At 42.6% G+C, this 17,807-nt stretch carries 16 protein-coding genes; 10 read left to right on the top strand and 6 right to left on the bottom strand.

What is annotated here, in order from left to right:
• Positions 1-78 precede the first annotated feature (78 nt).
• From ACEN9X_RS08610 to ACEN9X_RS08585, 6 genes are all read left to right on the top strand, one after another.
• Entirely contained in the window at positions 79-675 is a 597-nt protein-coding gene (locus ACEN9X_RS08610; RefSeq protein ID WP_413669980.1) for an AhpC/TSA family protein, read from the top strand.
• A 21-nt stretch (positions 676-696) separates the two neighbouring features.
• Complete coding sequence (locus tag ACEN9X_RS08605) at positions 697-2,958, top strand: response regulator (RefSeq protein ID WP_413669979.1); 2,262 nt, start codon at positions 697-699, stop codon at positions 2,956-2,958.
• A gap of 102 nt (positions 2,959-3,060) precedes the next feature.
• Positions 3,061-3,456, top strand: coding sequence for a hypothetical protein (locus ACEN9X_RS08600; RefSeq protein WP_413669978.1), 396 nt, complete (start codon positions 3,061-3,063; stop codon positions 3,454-3,456).
• 157 nt (positions 3,457-3,613) lie between these two features.
• Entirely contained in the window at positions 3,614-5,008 is a 1,395-nt protein-coding gene (locus tag ACEN9X_RS08595) for a TolC family protein (RefSeq protein WP_413669977.1), read from the top strand.
• Between the two features lie 13 nt (positions 5,009-5,021).
• Positions 5,022-8,267 (top strand): efflux RND transporter permease subunit, encoded by a 3,246-nt coding sequence (locus ACEN9X_RS08590; protein WP_413669976.1) that lies wholly within the window; start codon positions 5,022-5,024, stop codon positions 8,265-8,267.
• A gap of 4 nt (positions 8,268-8,271) precedes the next feature.
• Entirely contained in the window at positions 8,272-9,360 is a 1,089-nt protein-coding gene (locus ACEN9X_RS08585) for an efflux RND transporter periplasmic adaptor subunit (protein ID WP_413669975.1), read from the top strand.
• Positions 9,361-9,524: 164 nt separating this feature from the next.
• On the opposite strand, the gene abc-f is transcribed toward ACEN9X_RS08585, so the two are convergent.
• Entirely contained in the window at positions 9,525-11,114 is a 1,590-nt protein-coding gene (abc-f, locus tag ACEN9X_RS08580; RefSeq protein ID WP_413669974.1) for a ribosomal protection-like ABC-F family protein, read from the bottom strand.
• Between the two features lie 244 nt (positions 11,115-11,358).
• Between abc-f and ACEN9X_RS08575 the strand changes: the two genes are divergently transcribed.
• Complete coding sequence (locus ACEN9X_RS08575) at positions 11,359-12,243, top strand: tetratricopeptide repeat protein (protein ID WP_413669973.1); 885 nt, start codon at positions 11,359-11,361, stop codon at positions 12,241-12,243.
• Between the two features lie 58 nt (positions 12,244-12,301).
• Here the strand turns inward: ACEN9X_RS08575 and ACEN9X_RS08570 are convergent, their stop codons facing one another.
• The gene (locus tag ACEN9X_RS08570; protein ID WP_413669972.1) at positions 12,302-12,916 is read right to left on the bottom strand and encodes a DUF1349 domain-containing protein; all 615 of its coding nucleotides are present in this window, start codon (positions 12,914-12,916) and stop codon (positions 12,302-12,304) included.
• 185 nt (positions 12,917-13,101) lie between these two features.
• Here ACEN9X_RS08570 and ACEN9X_RS08565 point away from each other — a divergent pair, with 185 nt between their 5' ends.
• From ACEN9X_RS08565 to ACEN9X_RS08555, 3 genes are all read left to right on the top strand, one after another.
• The gene (locus ACEN9X_RS08565; RefSeq protein ID WP_413669971.1) at positions 13,102-13,449 is read left to right on the top strand and encodes a bleomycin resistance protein; all 348 of its coding nucleotides are present in this window, start codon (positions 13,102-13,104) and stop codon (positions 13,447-13,449) included.
• A 122-nt stretch (positions 13,450-13,571) separates the two neighbouring features.
• A complete protein-coding gene (locus ACEN9X_RS08560) occupies positions 13,572-13,829 on the top strand; it encodes a hypothetical protein (RefSeq protein WP_413669970.1) in 258 nt (85 codons plus the stop codon).
• Positions 13,830-13,882: 53 nt separating this feature from the next.
• On the top strand, positions 13,883-14,212 hold the full coding sequence (locus ACEN9X_RS08555) for a hypothetical protein (RefSeq protein WP_413669969.1): 330 nt from the start codon (positions 13,883-13,885) through the stop codon (positions 14,210-14,212).
• A 39-nt stretch (positions 14,213-14,251) separates the two neighbouring features.
• Here the strand turns inward: ACEN9X_RS08555 and ACEN9X_RS08550 are convergent, their stop codons facing one another.
• The 4 genes from ACEN9X_RS08550 to ACEN9X_RS08535 form a co-directional block, all read right to left on the bottom strand.
• Complete coding sequence (locus ACEN9X_RS08550; protein ID WP_413669968.1) at positions 14,252-15,292, bottom strand: methyltransferase; 1,041 nt, start codon at positions 15,290-15,292, stop codon at positions 14,252-14,254.
• A gap of 191 nt (positions 15,293-15,483) precedes the next feature.
• A complete protein-coding gene (locus ACEN9X_RS08545) occupies positions 15,484-16,725 on the bottom strand; it encodes an RNA polymerase sigma factor (protein ID WP_413669967.1) in 1,242 nt (413 codons plus the stop codon).
• Between the two features lie 5 nt (positions 16,726-16,730).
• Positions 16,731-17,069 carry a YciI family protein gene (locus ACEN9X_RS08540; RefSeq protein WP_413669966.1) on the bottom strand — a complete coding sequence of 113 codons (339 nt, stop codon included), beginning with the start codon at positions 17,067-17,069 and terminating at the stop codon, positions 16,731-16,733.
• Positions 17,070-17,077: 8 nt separating this feature from the next.
• Entirely contained in the window at positions 17,078-17,671 is a 594-nt protein-coding gene (locus ACEN9X_RS08535; RefSeq protein ID WP_413669965.1) for an FMN-dependent NADH-azoreductase, read from the bottom strand.
• Positions 17,672-17,807: the final 136 nt, after the last annotated feature.

Genomic DNA, 17,807 nt, shown 5'->3' with positions numbered 1-17,807 from the left:
GAAAAAAATAGTATTTTTACAAGTGGTTCTGTGCATTTTTCTAATCTCCTTTTATGAGATGCACGCCCTTTTGGCACAATGAGGAAAACGTTAGTTATTGGTTGGCTTGTTATACTTTTCGCTATTGTAGGCGCCCTGTTTTGGTATAATGAGCTGCAATACCAACTACCCACGCCTGTGCCGGAAAACTATAAGCCGGTAAAACAAGGTGTTGTAGTATCCATCAATCCAAAACATTATAAAGACCATAGCAAGCCGCTGTTTCTTCATTTTTTTAACCCGAATTGCCCCTGCTCACGTTTTAATGTGAAACAATTTAAAGCTATTGTTGAGCAATATCGCAGCCGGGTAAATTTTGCCATTGTGATCATGAGCAATAAACATTTTACCGAAAGCGAGATCCAGGATAAATTCGGGATGAAGATTCCGGTAATATTTGACCCGTCGGTTGCCGAGGCCTGCGGGGTTTACTCAACACCACAAGTTGCCCTTATTGATACAGCGAGCAGGCTGTACTATCGTGGCAATTATAATATAAGCCGCTACTGTACCGATGAGAAGACAAGTTTTGCCAAAATTGCAATTAACGGTTTACTTAATAGTAATACCCGCCTTACGTTTAATAAATTGGCCTTAATTTCATATGGCTGTCGCTTGCCCGATTGTCATAATTAACATACCCCTAAGTTTTAAGTAGTGACAGCAGCTATAGCTCATAACATCAATTTTCAAACTGAGATCAAGGACCGGTCAGACCGGTTGATGGATTATTTCCTGCCCCTGCATTTTGCCGTTGGCCTGGCACTGGCTTTTTTTTATGATACCTGGCTCATAGCTTTTGGTGTTGGCGGCCTTTGTCTGTTGGCTTATTATACTGCAAAAATAGCCTTGCCCAAATCTTCTTTATATCAGTATGTGCTGGCTGCCGTGTTAGGCATTTTCATGGCCCAGTATATTTACCAAATGCACGGGATGTTTGAAATGCACTTTTTCGCATTTATTTCAAGTGCCCTGCTTATCACCTACCAAAACTGGAGGCTGCAAATACCCCTGCTTATAGTAGTTATTATACATCATGCTACTTTTAGTTACCTGCAGGACATAGGGTTTGGGAACATATTTTTTACTCAGCTTAATTATTTTGACCTTCAAACGTTTGTAATCCACATATTGCTTACCGGGGTTATTATGTTCATATGCGGCCTTTGGGCATACCAGCTGCGCAAATACAATGAATTAAGAATTGTGCAAACCCTGCAAATGGCCGATTTGCAGCGCGAAGCCCAGTTATCGCTTGAGCGCAAATATAACGAGGAAGTTTTAGCGGCAGCAAATCAGGAGCTTCATTACTCAAACCAGGAACTTCAAAAAGCCCGCCTGGCGGCTGATCAGGCTAACCAGGAAAAAAGTATATTCCTGGCCACCATGAGCCACGAAATCCGTACACCTATGAACGGGGTTATCGGTATGTCGGCGCTGCTAAATGAAACCGAGCTTAATGATGAGCAGCGGATGTTTACGGAAACCATTATCAACTGCGGCGAAACACTGATCCATGTGATCAACAATATTCTTGATTTTTCGAAAATAGAAGCAGGCAGCCTCGATCTTGAACAGGAAGATTTTAGCCTGCGGCAAAGCATTGAAGATGTAATGGATATGTTTGCTGTTAAAGCAGGGCAAATAGGGCTTGATTTGGTTTACGAGATAGATGAAGAGGTGTCACCCTGCATTATCGGTGACCCGTTACGACTTAAGCAGGTGCTGATAAACCTGGTAAATAATGCCATTAAGTTTACCGAAAGAGGCGAAGTTGGCATTCATGTGGGTTGCCTTGAAAAGCAGCCCGATGGTTTGCTGAAATTGCAGTTTGATGTTTGGGATACCGGTATTGGGATTCCGAAAGATAAACTGCACCGCCTGTTTCGCGCATTTTCACAGGTTGATTCATCTACCACCCGCAAGTATGGCGGTACAGGCTTAGGCTTAGCAATTTGCCAAAAGTTGGTTACACTAATGGGCGGTACCATAGGCGTTCAAAGTTTACCCGGTGTAGGTGCAAAATTTACTTTTACGATAAATGCTTATCCCGGAGATGTATCAAATCAGCAGCCGGCAAGCTTTGATCTTGTAGAATTACACGGCAAAAAAATATTAGTGGTTGATGATAACCATACTAACCTGTCTATCCTTGAGCGGCAGTTTGATAGCTGGAACCTTAAAGCAGTAACGGCCGAATCTGGTGCTGAAGCATTGGTGATATTGCAAAAGAACAAAGATATCGACCTGGTTATTACCGATATGCATATGCCCGTGATGGACGGTGCTATGCTGGCAAAAATTATAAAAGATGAGTACAGTCACCTGCCCATTATACTATTAAGCTCAGTTGGCGAAGATTTTATCAAAGACAGGCGGGCGCTTTTCACTTCTATCATGAGTAAGCCAATAAAGCAACAGGTGCTTGGCAAGCAGGTTTTCATGGCGCTTAAAAGCAGTTCGGGCCAAAATGATGACAAACAGGTTAAAACCAAACTTTCGGTCGACTTTAGTGATAAGTATCCCTTTAATATTTTAATTGCCGAAGACAATGAGATTAACCAGCATGTTATTAAGCACATTTTAAGTAAAATGGGCTATAAGCCGGGCATTGTCAAAAATGGACTTGAGGCAATAGAAGCACTTTATCAAAATGATTATGGACTTATTTTGATGGATATGCAGATGCCGGTTATGGATGGGCTTGAAGCCACCCGGGTAATCCGGAAGGAAGATATTAAGCAGCCGGTTATTATAGCACTAACCGCTAACGCTATGACCGGTGATGAGCAGGATTGTTTGCAGGCCGGTATGGATGACTATCTCAGCAAACCTGTAAAGCTCGATGAGCTGATGAATAAGCTTTCGAAATGGCATACGACAATGACTAATAAAGCTACAGTGCGTTCGAACGCTTAAAATGAGTTAGTATGGCCCATCGTTAAGTTGATAATTGCAACAATACTTTTGCAAAACAAATTGACATTTTTTTTCATTTTTGTACAGCACAAGTTAATTATATTGAAAAAGAGGAAACATGAGGCTTCAAAATCATTGCTGGTAATGTCAGTAATGATTTTCTATTTGCTCATTGCAAGCAGCCACGTTTTTTTCCTCCCCCGCTTAACGCAGTTAAGAAGCACACATTCAACAGCGTTTAATTCAGTTTTTAAACGAAAAATCGAAACTGTACGCAGTAGCTTCAATGAATCAAGCTATGTTCAAAGGCCTGATAAATCAACCCTTGAAGAAAAGAAATCGGTTACCGATTTGATCAGTGCTGTTGTAAGCAGTTTTATACTGCTGTTTTTTGCATTGCAGCTTTGGAAATTCAATCCAAAGCAATTGATCCGGAACTTCGGACTTATACCTCGATATCAATATACCTTTCTTTCCCTTTGCACTTTTCGCATTTGATCTGAATGATTGAAGGCCCTCCGCCTTTAGCTACGTCATCGATCATTTTCAAATAATTATCCATCGTTTACCGGTATGGTTTTCTGCTGCCATTGATCTGCATTCATGATCAACAGCGGTGATATTTACCGGTAAGCATATTTCGGAAAATCAAAACATGCGAATTTCAAAAGAGTTCTGCTGCCTGTTGATCAGTCTGCTCATAACAGCCTGTACATATGCGCAGCAGCAAAATAGTACCCCGGTTAGCTTAAAAACGTTGCTCAATAGCGTAAACCAAAACGCCCCAACCCTGCTAACCGATTCGGCGGCGATAGCCATAAAAAAAGCCATAGCTACCGAAACCCGCAGCAGCTGGCTGCCCAACCTTAAATTAAATTACCAGGCCGACTATGGCACCAACAACAACGTCGCCGGTCCGTATTTTGGCTTTGGTATTATCCCGTCAAACTCAAGAGGTGTGCGCCCTGAAAGCAACACTACCACAGTATCCGCTAATGTAGGAGTAGCCGCGCTCGACTGGGAGATCTATAACTTCGGAGCTTATGGCGCTCAAAATAAAGTGGCCAACTCTGATATCCAGGTGCAACAGAACCAGTTTGCTGATTCAAAGTACCAGCTACAGGCATATACCATTGGCAGCTACCTGCTGTTGTTGAAACTGGAAAATTTCCTGTCTATCCAGGCCCGCAATATCAACCGTAACAAAGAGATCCGGCGCTCGGTGCAATCGCTTGCTAAAAGCGGGGTACGTGCCGGGGTTGATACCAGTATAGCAGAAGCTGAGCTATCTAAAGCCCGCTTAAATTATATTGAGCTCAATAACCAGTTAAAACAGGTTCAGTTGCAATTGTCGGCTATTAGTGGCTTGCCTTATCAAACTATTGTACCTGATACCACTCTTGAGCAGGAGCTGATCAGTTCCGAAAACAACCTGCTGCCAACCGAAGTTGACACCGCTAATCATCCGCTGATCAACTACTATAAATCAGTGTATCAAAATAGCCTGCAACGGGAAAAACTTGTTAGTAAAAGTTACAATCCTAAAATAATGCTCGAGGGTGCAGTTTGGGGCAGGGGCTCAAGTGTTGATGCTAACGATCATTTTAATAGCTTAAGTAGTGGCTGGGGTTTCGACAGGAACAATTACCTGGTAGGCATAGGTGTTTCCTATAACCTGTTTGATATCCGCCGCCGTCAGCTAAAATTGCGCACGCAACGCGCCAATAACGATTATACCCGGAAAAAGCTGGAAGAGCAAAAGCAATTGCTGGCAGTAAGCGCCAATCAATCAAATGTGGAACTGCAAACTGCGCACGAACGCTTGCTGGAGATCCCTCATCAGCTTAAAGCCGCGACTGATGGCTATCGCCAAAAGCTGTCGTTGTATAAAAACGGCTTAACCGATATCATAGAACTCAATGCCGCGCTAAACATCCTTTACCGCGCCGAAACCGATTATGTACAGGCTAAATATGCTTACTCGAACGCACTGTTCCAGAAAGCCATTACCGAAAACCAGGTAAGTTCTGTATTAAACCTTTTAAAATAATTTAGCTATGTCAATGGTCACATCCGCACTTAAAAGGCCCATCACAACGGTGGTGGTTACTTTAAGCCTGCTCATTTTCGCGGTGCTTAGTGCTATCAATATACCAATAGATATTTTTCCCAAATTAAACCTGCCCACCATTTATGTAATTGAATCGTACGGGGGCATGTCGCCCCAGCAAATGGAGGGCTTCTTTTCAACCCGCTTGCAGGATCAGTTTCTGTATGTGAACGGGATCAAGAGCATCACCAGTAAAAACATTCAGGGCCTAACCATGGTGAAGCTCAGTTTTTACGAAAGCACAGATATGGCCGAAGCACAGGCCCAGGTAGCCTTACAGGTAAGCCGTGTAATGAGCTTTTTCCCTCCGGGAGCATTGCCGCCGCAGGTGATAAGGTTTGATGCCTCGTCGTTACCCGTAGGGCAGTTGGTGCTATCGGCTCCTAATCGCAGTCTGAAGGATATTTACGATATGGCGGCCACCAAGGTAAGGCCAATGTTTGCAACAGTTCCGGGTCTATCGGCCCCGCCGCCGTTTGGTTCAAACGCCAGGTCGATCACCTTAAACGTTGATCCAAACAAACTTAGAAGTTACGGGCTAACTCCCGACGAAGTGGTGGGCGCGTTAGCTAAGTTTAACGTAATGTCGCCTTCGGGCAACCTGAGGTTGGGTAATACCATGTTTGTAACTACGGTCAACACACTCATTAACCAAACCGACGAGTTTGGTAATATCCCTGTGGTAACTAAAAACGGTGTGCCCATTTTAGTAAAAGATGTTGCCCGTGTCGCCGATGCTACCGACGTTACGGTTGACTATGCCCTGATCAATGGCAAGCGCTCCGTTTATCTGCCGGTGGTAAAAACTGCCGATGCCAGTACCTGGAGCGTGGTGCAGGCCCTGAAAAAGAAGATCCCGGAAATTCAGGGCCTTTTGCCTGATGATGTTAAGATCTCGTACGAGTTTGACCAATCTATATTTGTGATAAACGCGGTAAAAAGCTTGTTAACAGAGGGTGGATTAGGAGCGCTGCTCACAGGCTTAATGGTGTTACTGTTTTTGCGCGACTGGCGAAGCAGCTTGATCGTAGTGATCACCATCCCGGTATCTATTTTATTGGGCGTACTGTTGCTTGGCTTATTCGGTCAAACTATCAATATCATGACCCTGAGCGGACTGGCGCTTGCCATCGGCATCCTCGTGGATCAGGCCACGGTGACCATAGAGAACATTCACCAACACCTGGAGATGGGTAAAAGTAAAGCACAGGCAATTTTTGATGCCTGCCAGGAAATTTCCTTTCCGCTGTTGCTGATCCTGCTTTGTATCCTGGCCGTGTTTGCGCCATCATTTATGATGAACGGCGTACCTAAGGCCATGTTCTTGCCGCTATCGTTGTCTATCGGTTTAACCATGATAGTATCGTACATTATAGCGCAAACGCTGGTGCCCATCATGTCGAACTGGCTTATCAAGGCCGAAACATATCAGCATTACGAGCATGGCAAACTGCACGCGCATGCTGGCGAAGCTATGGACAGGCCGGAGGAAGGACAGGTAAACCATCATCTGCAGCAGGAACAAAAACATCCGGAAAAGAACGATCTGTTTGAACGGATAAAAATGCGCTTCATGAACATCCTCAAAAAATGGATGCCAAATAAACGGATAATTGTACCTGTTTACCTTGTTGTGGTGCTGGCGCTTGCCGGTATTTGCTTTGTTACCATTGGTAAGGATATGATGCCGAAACTTAACAACGGGCAGTTCCAGATCAGGATCAAAGAGCCGGATGGGACAAGGCTTGAGCGTACGGAAGATGGACTAAAACAGGTATTGCAGATCATCGACAGTACGGTTAATCATCATGTGGCAATTACGTCAGGCTATGTGGGCATTGTGCCCAGCAGCTACGGTACCAGTAATCTTTATGTGTTTAATACCGGTACGCACGAGGCCGTATTGCAGGTTAACCTTGATGAAGATTACCATATCAACATGGATGAGCTTAAAGATGCGTTACGTAAAAATATAGCATCGCGCTTACCTGATTTGCGCATCACTTTTGAACCTATCGACATGACCGAGAAGATCATGAGCCAGGGAGCTTCTACTCCTATTGAAATAAGGGTAGCAGGTAAAGATATGGCACAGATAGAGGGCTATGCCAATAAAGTGTTAGCCGGTCTTAAAAAGATAGATTACCTGCGGGATGTGCAAATCACTCAGCCTTTAAAATTCCCGGTAGTGGCCATAACGCTCGACAGGTTGAAGGCAGCCCAGTTAGGCCTGGATATTAAAGATGTAGCCCGTTCGGTTACGGCCAGTACCTCATCAAGCCGTTTCACCGAGAAAAACCTTTGGTTGGATGATAAATCGGCCTATACCTACCAGGTGCAGGTACAAATTCCGGAGTATGTGATGAATACCATGGATGAGCTGAAGGAGATTCCGCTGGTAAAGGGCCAAAGCACACCGGTGCTTGGCGATATCGCCAGTTTCAAGGTTAACTACGTTCCCGGCGAATACGACCGAACCGGCCCGCGCCGCTTTTTAACTGTGAGTGCTAATATTTATAAAAAAGATTTGGGTACAGCTACCGCCGCGGTACAAAAAGTAATTAAATCGGTTGGTGCGCCTCCTAAAGGGTTGATTGCGGAAGTTAAAGGGATGTCGAGCTTATTGACTGAAACGCTTGATAGCTTACAAAACGGTTTGATGTTTGCCATTTTGGTGATCTTTTTACTGCTGGCTGCCAATTACCAGTCGTTCAAATTATCCCTTACGGTGTTATCTACCGTGCCCGCGGTAATATTAGGTTCGTTAACGGCATTGCTGCTTACAGGTTCAACACTTAACCTGCAAAGTTATATGGGTATGATCATGTCCACAGGAGTATCGGTGGCAAACGCCATTCTGATCGTAACCAATGCCGAAACATTGAGGCTGGATTATAAAGACTCCACAAGGGCGGCCATTACTAGTGCCTCTATCAGGTTGCGGCCAATCCTTATGACCAGTTTGGCCATGATGGCCGGTATGATCCCGATGGCGTCGGGTATGGGTGAAGCCGGGGAACAAACCGCGCCGTTGGGTCGCGCGGTGATAGGTGGCTTGTTTGCCTCAACTTTGGCCGCGCTGTTTATACTGCCGCAGGTATTTGCCTGGGTTCAGCAAAAAACTACTTATGATTCCCCATCCCTGTTAAAGGATGTAAACGTTAACCAACCGCAACAACTTGAAACTTCCAACAGCTAATATCATGAAACTAAAATATATCGTACTGCTAAGCAGTATCAGCCTGATGGCCGCATGTGCAGGCAATCAAAAACCGGTGGACCTTACAGAAAACAAAAAATCCACCCCAAAAGCAACCGAGTATGAAACCGGTAAAGTGTCAGAAAAAGCACTGTCGAGCGAAGCCCGCCTACCGGGACAGTTAAAACCTTATAACGAAGTAAACTTGTTCCCTAAAGTAAACGGGTTTGTGAAAACCGTTTTTGTTGACCGCGGTACGCTGGTAAAAAAAGGGCAGTTGTTAGTCACTTTAGAGGCTCCCGAAATGGAATCGCAACTGCAGGCTGCGGATTCGCGATATATGCAGGCCAGGGAAAATGCAGTTGCCAGTAAGGAAAAATATCAGCGCTTAAAAGAAGCCGCGAAAGAGCCGGGCTCAGTATCTCCGCTTGAGCTGGATAACGCCTTGTCAAAAATGAAGGCTGATGATGCTATGGCCCGTTCAGAAAGCTCAATCGTGGCATCTGTACGCACCATGCAGGATTACCTGAACATCCGCGCGCCGTTTGATGGTATGATCATTCAGCGTAACGTATCTCCGGGAGCTTTGGTGGCTCCGGGTAAAGGTACAGATTTGCCTATGCTTATTTTGCAGGATACCCGCAAACTGCGTTTAGAGGTTTATATCCCCGAAGATTTCGTAGATAAAGTTGACCTGAAACAACAGGTAAAATTTACGTTTAACGCTATGCCGGGACAGGAACAAACAGCAAAGATCAGTCGCTCGGCCAATGCCTTAGGGAGCATGCGTTCCGAAGCTATTGAAATAGATGTGCAAAACCAAAATGGAATATTGAAGCCGGGCATGTATGCCGAAGTAAAGATCCCGATGCTGTCGGGTGCAAAATCATTATTGGTTCCCAATAACGCCATTATCCGTTCTACCGAGCGGGAATATGTGATTGCAGTTAAAAATGGCAAAGCCGTTTTAACAGATATCAAGGAAGGGCTTACAAGACATGATTCGACAGAGGTATTCGGTAACCTGAAAGCCAATGACACTATTCTTAAAAACGCAAGTGATGAGGTAAAAGATGGAGCGGTGATTAATTAGAAATAGCTCCAATTTTTAATAAAAAATGTCATTTCGAACGAACAGTGTGTAGGGGTGTGAGATAGGGCGAGGAGAAATCTTATATACCATGTTGATCAGACACGATCAGCGCGACGTATAAGATTTCTCACTCGTTCCTCGTTTCGAAATGACATTTTTATTTTTTACCCTATCAAAATTTCCCGCTCTACATTAACCTGCTTTAAAAAATACTCATCATGCGATACTACGATCAGCGTACCGCGATAATCATTAATCGCAGCTGTTAATATTTCAATATTTTGAATATCGAGGTTATTAGTAGGTTCATCCAGGATGATCATATCAGGTGCCTGGTTGCCGATGGTTAATGAGCAAAGCATCAGCCTCATTTTTTCGCCGCCACTAAGTGCGCTGCACGGTTTATCCCAATCCTCGCAGGTAAACAGGAACCTGTTAAGGCGAATTTTGATATCATGCTCTTGCAATGCACCGGAGTTAAATTCTTCTGCTTGTTGGTAAACGCTGAGCTTATTATTGATTAGTGAGTAATCCTGATCGATATAAATGGCTTTAACTTTTGCACGTTCAATCACCCCAGATTGGGGTTCCAGTTGACTAAGCAACATCTTTATGAGCGTAGTTTTGCCAGAGCCGTTTGCCCCCCTGATCACTAATCTTTCGCCACTAACTATTTGAAAGCTAAGCGGCGGGTTCCAAAGTGATTGCCCATCATATCCAAAATTCAGCTCCCTGGCGGTTATTAACACTTTACCTTTATGAAGAGCGGAGTTATCAAAGTCCATCTTCATTTTATCGATATCAGGCAGTTGGCTGCGCAGCTGGCTTAGTTCCTGTGCAATAGCCCCGGTTTTTTCGGCGTGTACACCTTGCATTTTTGAGGTGCTTTTTTCGGCGCTGTTTTTCAGGGTTTTCATCATGATGGTGGGCACGCCGGCTTTTTCCTGCTTCTTTTTGCCGCGCGCGTCCAGTTTTTGCTGCCGCTCCATAGATTCCCGTTCTGTTTCTTTGGCCTTACGAAGTGCTTTTTCCTTACTTTTTACATCTTGATTCAGTGCCTCGCTTTCAATATCCTTTTGTTGGGCATAAAAATCATAGTTGCCGCCGTAAACGGTTATGCCGCGTTTGCTGAGTTCACAAACCGTATTGAGCAGGTTAAGCAGGGTACGGTCGTGACTAACTACCAACAAAGTATTATTTGTTGTTTGGATATAGTTATAAAGCAGTTTGCGCCCGACGACATCCAGGTGATTGCTTGGTTCGTCAAGTAAAACTATATCAGGGCGATGAATGGCTATACCTGCCAAAAATACCTTTGTTTTTTGACCACCACTAAGCGAGCCCATTTTTTGTGCCAGATCGATGTCGGTAAGCTGCCAGTGAATAAACGCTTCGGTGCAGCGCTCTTCAATGGCCCAGTCATCATTGAGTATGGTCATGTTCTCGTCGGTTACATTACCGTCGAGGATCTGTTGCAGGGCGTTTAGCTTATCGGCTATTTGCAGGGCTTCGGCAACGGTAAATTCGTTATACTGCCCAAAGATCTGTGGAACAAAGTATGGCCGCGAATCAGTTTTAACCACACCGCCGGCTGGCTTTAGATTTCCGGCCAGGATTTTAAGCAGGGTCGATTTTCCGGTGCCGTTATTGCCTATTAGGGCAATTTTATCATGTTTGTTAACTACGAGATCAATACCGGCAAATAAAAGATCACGGTTAGGCTGTATATAGGTAATATCGTGAAGAATAAGCATAATTTCTTTCTTGAAAAAGGTGAATAATTACAGGGGCGTTGCAGCAACGGCACTGTGTCATTTGTCCTGAAAGAAATTATTTATCACATAAAGGGAGAGGTTGGTTACCGGGGCAAAGGTAGTAAAAAGGTGTTAGATATAATAATAGCGAGCTATACGTGAAATTATATACACTATCTTATTGTTGAGTTGTAGTTATTTCTAAATATTGGTAATATCGTAAGATCTTAAATCTACGCTACAAATGGGAAACCGATTTTTTACCTGGATCGACTTTAACAGCAAATTTGGCAAAGAAATGGCATCTGCTGTAAGTGTTTACGAACGACGAAAAGAGAGCGGTATGGCCGATTATTCACTGGCCACTTATGATTTTGTATTTATTTCAGATGCAAAAGAAAAGCTGATAGCGTTGGGAGCCTTTTTGTCAAACAATTACGAATATAAAATAAACGTACCGGTTAGAAGAGATGACCACTGGGAACTAACCGGCGATGCAACAGAATTTCCGGTTGATGAAAACAACCTGATGTATTGGGGACTTGGCCTATATTGCAAGGGCTACGAGTTTGATTGTAAACTTGATGGTTATGGGGCGATGGGCGACGCCTGCAATCAGACATTTCCAGATATAGAGACCAAAGACGATGACTATTATTTTGAACGTGCCATGGAATGCTATAATAAGGGAAATCTTGGAATGGCTATAATTCATTTCTCCACCGCTATAAGAATAAATCCGAATGATCCTAATTCATGGTATTCAAGGGCTACAGTAAAAGATCAATTGCATACCTGGAAAACCGCAAGGCGCGATTACGATAAAGCGATTGAGTTGGCCCCCGACTTTACAGATGCCATTTTAAACAGAGGTGTAAATAAAGACAACGCTGGCGAATATTCAGAAGCAATTGCTGATTATACCCAGGTTATAGCATTAGAGCCAGGTAATGAAATGGCTTACTTTAATAGAGGGAATTCTAAATTAAATTTAAAAAACAGCAAAGGAGCATGCGAGGATTGGCAAAAGGCAAAAGAACTTGGTGCAACATATGCGCAAGAACGGATCGAACAACATTGTAGCCAAAAAAGTATACTAAAAAAAGCGAGAGAATTATTTAAACGATAGCAAAAAAGCCTTCAAACTCCCGTTCAAAGGCTTTACTATGCTTCAATCCCTTTACAAACTACTTCGTCACTTTCTCCACTTTAAAATCTTCAAACTTTACATCAAAACTTTGTTTGCCTGGCGCCGCTGCTACCATACCTATCATCGCTTTTACAGTTGGCGGAAAATAGGCCAGGCGAAGCATATCATATTTTTCGCCATCGAACGAGTATTTGATCTCCACGAAGTCGCCTTTGCGTAACAGCTTCAGCCAAACAGATTTTGGGCTGTCATGCCTTGGCACTACCGACCAGTCCGAAACTTCGCGGGTAACCACAGCGCTTACGTTTTGAACGCCGTCAACATATTCAATGCCGGTTTTAATCCAGTTTTTGTTATCTATCCTCACCATTAAACCTGCCTGATGAAACAATTCTTTATAGGCTCCGGTAATTTTTACGCTTGCCTCAAAATCGCCTTCCTGTTCGGTAAAATAAAAAGGACCGTTATCCCTAATGAAGCCGTAATGCGTTACCCGCCAGTAATCGGTTGCCGGGTCAACAGTCATGTGCAGCGTACTGCCTTCTATTGATGATTTTTGAGGTTTACTGTACCATTGCATAGTATTTAAGTTTTGTGCTAAACCAAATTTGCTGAGCAGGGCAAATAAGGTTAAAAAGGTTAATTTTTTCATGGCAGTAAATTTATGATTTATAAAGAATGTGCAGGAGCCTGCAGGGGATTTCAATTCCGGCTTTAGCGATGGGATATTTTTTTACAAAATATTAAAATAACAAAAGTCCGTTAGGTTATTGCACAGATAGGTTGATATCGGCTGATAGTTGTAAATTAGGATTGCGTTAATCAAGCCTTACAGTAATGTTTAAACGTTCCACACCAATATTAGCCTCGCTTGATGAAGCTAAAACACTAGCTTTCTACACCGAAAAATTAGGCTTTACCTTTTGTGATAGCCATAATGGTTACCTGGTATTTAGCCGTGATGGCATTAATGTGCATTTATTTCCCTGTAATGAACCGGAAACCTGCCGCAACATGGGCTGCTATATTTATGTAACCGATATAGAGCAGCTTTATAATGAGTATCAACAATCAGACTTAATCCATCCGAACGGTGCTTTGCGGATGATGCCCTGGGGATTGCGTCAATTTGCAGTTGTTGATAACAATGGTAATATCTTCTACTTTGCTGATTACAGGGAATGAAATATCATTTAAAGCATACAATGACATTATGAAAATTATGTTAAATAATAACGTGTTTGATTGTAATATTTATTATTTGTTAAAATATGCTTAACTTAGTATTAAACAACACAAGCTAATGTATGTCGCAAAACACATTACCACTTTATGCTATAGTTGAATTATTAATGCGCCTTGCGGGCATTGATCCTCAAATTGGAAATTATAAAAATCATTCGGAACGTGGAGATAACGTTTTTGTAAAAACCACCAACGGCACCATTCAACTTTCCAGAGCCCTCATTTTATCTCAATTTCATAAGCCCGATGATATTGAAAAACGTGACCTCGAATCTTTAGCTGCAAGATTTAGAATAAGGTTAAGCAAGGTAAAGAATTGACGTGAAGATTTTATTATTGCTCCCATTTATTAAAAACGTGATAGATTTATCGCATGAAATTAAGTAACTCTTTCAGTGGGGCATTAAGAACATTTGCCTACTTCATGGCAAGCGGAACTCAGAATACACTTGAGGGAATTGATTATCTCTCATTGTATGGCAATGAACCAAGTGCTATAGAACAGGTGTTTGCCATTTATGCCAATGTAATTGAACTGGATGATGCCGGAAAAGTTCTGAATGCTAAATATGCAGAAAAAAGAGCGACAGACTATCTTCGGGCGTACTGCGACCCTTCATTCATTGTGGAACCTCCTTTTGATTATTGGGAGGTTGAGCTTCATGAACCGCCATCATTGAAGGATGAAAGAAAAAAGATATAGCGGGGACTCCAGCTTTATCCCTATTAGTGCTACCTTTGTTTATTTGTAAGCAATTGCCGCACTTGACGGCCCTGTTAACGGAATAATTGCGGTTGATTGAAACCCTGCAATATCAGCCCACCTGTTAAAGTCGGCAAACGTGTAATCAAAGCCAGTCCCTGTTTCAATAAGCATATTTAAGCTCATCATCATGCCAAAAACATTTTGTTTTCTTTCATCATCTATAATCCCTTCGATAGCAACGAATGCTCCTCCCGCGGGGAGGGCGTCATAAGCTTTTTTCATTAAGGCTATTTTGTTTTCTTCGTTCCAATCATGCAGGATATTGCCCATTACAACAATATCGGCGCTGGGTATTGGCATGGTGAAAAAGTCGCCGTTTGCCGTTTTTACCCGATCGGATAACCCGAATTGTCGTATGGTAGCGTTTGCAATAGGTTCAACCGGTGGCAAGTCAAAACTGGTGCAACGCATGTGTGGATTATGCTTGGCTACCATTATAGAAAGCAACCCGGCCGAGCCCCCTACATCAATTAACGTTTTATACTTTGTGAAATCAAACTTTTGAGCGAAGGCCATAAAATTACCCATCTGGATGCCGCTCATGGCATTGGTAAACTCCTTTAATTTTTCAGGGTCTGAATATATTAAGCCAAAAAAGTCCTCACTTCTCTTTGCTTCGTTTTGCGGAAGCCCGGTAAGCAGCCCTTCACCCAGGTTCCCCCAAAATGTATACAGGCGGTTGTTCATCATTTCAAGGATGCCACCGATATATGATGGCTTATTTTTATCTAAAAATGTATCGGTATCATTGGTATTTGAGTAAATTGCTGTATCAAGGATTCCTTCACGCTTTAAAAAGCCAAATACAGTTAAAGCATCTAAAAAATCAAAGACATTTCTGTCGGTGCAATTAAGTTTTAGGATGTCCTTAACATCTTTTGCACTCATCGTACCCTTTTCGGCAAGTTTGGTAAATAACTGGAAACTCACGGCGGTTAACAGAATTTTTGAAGCCCAAAATCCTGTGCCAATTTTCATGATGTTTTCTGGCGATGGTTGGTTAGGTTGCTGTTCCATTTTTTTAGTAATTATCGGTTTAAAAAATTGGTAATGCCTTTCGGCAAATTCTACCCGGGCGGGTAAAATATAGTTACTTAAAAGTACAGCGATTTTATTTAAGAATAAAGAGTTTTTATAGTTGGGGGTAATATTATTTGCCTTATTTTTAGATTGTTAGTTTTAAAAAGCTTGTTTTCCTGTATCTATGCTTAGCGCTTTAACTGTTCTATTTTTTTAATCAAATCATTTTTTACTGCTTTCGTTTTGATGTATTGTAAGGCAAGAGAATAGTGTTCGATTGCTTTATCAAGGTCTACCGTTTCATACAGGTATCCCAATAATTTGTGATAATGATCGTTGGTTGCCAGTTTTAGCTTCTCTGTCTCCAGTATGGCTTTTTCATTTCCGTATACCATGGCAATGGCAAATGCCCTGTTTAATGCAATTACAGGCGAATATGCTATTAAGATAAGCTGATTATAAAGTTGTAAAATATGCTGCCACTTGTTGAGAGCTGCAGGGTTTGTATGCCAGTAGGCGATACCCGCCTCAAGGTGATATTTTGATACCTGGTTACCCTGGCAGGCATTTACAAGATAGTAATTGCCTTTTTCAATGAGGTCTTTATTCCATCGGTTTTGATCCTGATCGTCATAAATAACAACTTCGCCATTATTATTGGTACGTGCTTCAATCCGCGAGCTTTGGTAACACATCAGTGCCAGCAGCGCTTTGGTTTGTGCCGTATCAGTTATGGGGTTTTCTGTAAGGACGAGTGCCAGTCTTATCGCCTCTGCACATAGCTCATTCCTGATGAGTTGATCATTGGTTTTTGAAAAATACCCTTCATTGAATAATAGGTACAAGGTTTTAAGAACTGTATCCAAGCGAAACATAATATGGGGCTCGCTCAACGCCCTGATCTGAAAAGGATTATTGCGAAGGGCGGTCCTTGCCCGGTGCAAGCGTTTTTTTATGGTCTCCACCCCGGTCAGAAAAGCATTGGCTATTTCCTCTACCGTAAAACCGCAAAGGATCTGGAGCGCCAGACAGATCTGACTTTCTGTAGAATTGGCCGGATCACAAACAGCAAAGACCATTGTTAACTGACTATCGCCAATATGCTCGTCCTCAAATTCAACATCAGGTTCGGCTTCCGTTATGTTGTGTTTAATGTTGGCAACAATCTTCGTGTCAAAAAGTGTAACGCGCTTTAAATGATCTTTCGCTTTGTTTTTGGCAACAGTGTAAAGCCAGGCGGCCGGGTTTTCCGGCACGACGGTAATAGCCCAGTTTTCAGATGCTTTAAGAAAAGTTTCGCCAATAATATCTTCGGCAATTTCAATGTGCTCCAATCCAAAATGATGGCATAGCATGGCAATCATCTTCAGGTATTCCTGCCTGTAAAGATCACCCAATAAAGTTATGTTATTTAATTGCTTTGCCCTCAATATCGCTAACGTTTTAAAACCTCCCTTATTTCTACATTGCCGCCAAGTTTAAAGACCGGACAGTCTTTAACCATTTCCACCGATTCATTAATTGTTTCAGCCCTTATAATGACATAGCCTACTATAAATTCCTTAATCTCGGTATATGGCCCATCGGTTACCACGCCACCATCCTGTACTGTTGCTGCGGTTCCCGAGAACGGTAAGAGCGAATTGCCCTGGTCAACCAGTTTATTTTGTGCAGCGATACCGGCCAGCCAGTTCAAACGTTCCTGCACCTGCTCTGGCGTAGGTTTAAAGTCATCAATATTTTTGAGCCTGAAAATTAACATGAACTCTTTCATATCTGAAACTAAAGATTTTGTATAATGTCTTCGTAATCGACTTTGAAGTTTTGTTCAGCAGTGCCTTCAACCCTGTATGTACAAATGTCGGTAATCCCTGTATAGGCGCTAAATACTGCTTTTATGTATGATTCAATGAACTCATACTCCTGGGGCCAGTATGCCAGTCTGCCGCCGGAAGCTATAGCCAAATATACCTTTTTGTTATTGAGGCATCCGGTTTTTGTGCCATCCGCGTTAAACTTATAGCTCACGCCCACCCGCACCAGCTGATCGAGCCAGGCTTTTAAAAGCGAAGAGATCCCGAAGTTATGCATTGGTGTACTTATGACAATGATATCAGCCTGGTTCATCTCATTAAAAATGGCTTTGGCGTAGTTAAGCAATTGCTCTCCTTTTTCGTCAATCATCTCCGGAAATTTGTAAAACTCCCAGATCAATGCTTCATCCAAAAACGGCGGAGGTAATTTGGTTAAATCCCTTTCTACTACCTCGTTAACTTCATTTTTATCGATAAGCTTATTAATGATGGCAGTGCTAAGCCCCTTGCTGTATGACTGCCCGCCACGCGCACTTGAAATAATGTGTAATGCACTTTTCATGTTTTAATAGTATTGTTTACGCTAATGACGATCGGTTTTTAGAAATGGGGACATGACAGTTTGATATCTTAAAAAGATAATAAATAAAAGGCGTTCATGCTGAGTGTTTAAATCCGTTAGATTCTGAAGGTACAGT

Origin of the sequence: Mucilaginibacter sp. Mucisp86 (assembly GCF_047324315.1) — a bacterium.
Taxonomy (GTDB): domain Bacteria; phylum Bacteroidota; class Bacteroidia; order Sphingobacteriales; family Sphingobacteriaceae; genus Mucilaginibacter.
This window is presented reverse-complemented; position numbering and strand designations above follow the sequence as displayed.